1 protein-coding gene and 1 tRNA gene are annotated in these 1,339 nt (G+C 35.2%); one reads left to right on the top strand and one right to left on the bottom strand.

The features are described from left to right. Positions 1 to 71: 71 nt before the first annotated feature. A complete protein-coding gene (locus A9G30_RS01485; RefSeq protein ID WP_065587817.1) occupies positions 72 to 830 on the bottom strand; it encodes an MlaA family lipoprotein in 759 nt (252 codons plus the stop codon). A gap of 135 nt (positions 831 to 965) precedes the next feature. On the opposite strand from A9G30_RS01485, the gene A9G30_RS01480 reads away from it, so the two are divergent. After that, positions 966 to 1,037: transfer RNA gene (locus tag A9G30_RS01480), tRNA-Arg, on the top strand. Positions 1,038 to 1,339 lie beyond the last annotated feature (302 nt).

The following is a 1,339-nucleotide window of genomic DNA, read 5'->3' as shown; positions in this document are numbered from 1 at the left end:
CTCATGTTGAAATAAATTTTAAAACCAAAGGTCGCCAATAATTGACAGCCTTTAGTATAATTTAATAAAAATTATTGAGAATCAATATCGTTAATAAAATCATTAATAGATTCTTCGCGTTGTTGCTGTTTATTTTCGTCTACTTTACCACCAGAGGCTACAAAGTCATGACGTTGAAAGTAAGCATTGCGCATAAAGTTATAAGGGTCATCGCTATTTTTAATTAAATCTTCATATTCAATCGCAACTGCACGAGCTTCAATACCGTCAAATACACCACGTACTAACGCCCATTGCCAATCTAACCAAACAAGTGGAGGATAAAGAGTATCAACCACGCTACCACCTTCGTTTCTTAACGTTGCGGAACCATAAAATGGTAATACAACATAAGGGCCATAAGGCACATCGTAATGACCTAAAACATCGCCAAAAGTTCGTTTTCCACCTTTTTGCAATTGTGGATCTGACATACTTGCAACATCCACCAAACCAGCAAAACCGAAAACCGTATTTAAGAAAAAGCGTGCTAAATGTGTTCCCGCTTTGTGAACATCGCCTTGTAATAAGTTGTTTGCCATTGATGCAGGTTCGGAAAGATTAGATGAAAAGTTAACTACACCTGTACGAACAGGTGATGGAACGTAATCCTTCCAAGCAACTGCAGCTGGACGTAAGACATAAGGATCAAGCGCATAGTAGTTAACATTAAACATGGTTTTGTTAAAGCCAGATAATGGGTCACTATAGGAATTTGTTTCAGGTTGATAAGTGGCACAACTGGTAAGCGCCATCACAGAAAACACCATACCAACTATTCGTTTTTTCATAGTATCTTTAATTAAATTTAATGAGGTTAAATATAGTTCAATTGTATCATGATTACTTAGAATAAAAAAAATAAAAAAATTTTTCGTTATTTAAATGGCATTATCTTTGCAAATTTATTAGAATAAGCCTCCTATGATCTCATAGTTAAATGGATATAACGAGCCCCTCCTAAGGGCTAGTTGCAGGTTCGATTCCTGCTGGGGTCAAAACCCGCCAAACAGACACAGCTTTACATTGATATCCGCAATAAACTTTGATGCTCACTATAAATCAATTAAGTCAATTTTGTTGTACAGTAAAATTTACGCCTTATCAAATCATCTAAAGCTTTATAACCCTTTTTTTGAGCTGTAAAATAAAACAAATAAAAACATTGTGTTAGTGATTTTCTGCAAAAAAGGGTTTTTGGAGACAAAAATCCTATTTGCCTTTTGGCAAACAAAGTTTATAGTATGTTTGTTTCTAGTTGAACGCCGTATAGGCGGTTTAGAAAATCGCATCCGAGTTT

The organism is Gilliamella sp. Fer4-1, from assembly GCF_001690515.1.
GTDB classification, from domain to species: domain Bacteria; phylum Pseudomonadota; class Gammaproteobacteria; order Enterobacterales; family Orbaceae; genus Gilliamella; species Gilliamella apicola_C.
Note: the sequence above shows the minus strand (reverse complement) of the source record. Positions and strands in the feature narration are given on the sequence as shown.

What these genes read in the sequence shown, in the direction of transcription:
- A9G30_RS01485 (WP_065587817.1), bottom strand. Translation starts at nt 830, where the DNA reads ATGAAAAAACGAATAGTTGGTATGGTGTTTTCTGTGATGGCGCTTACC.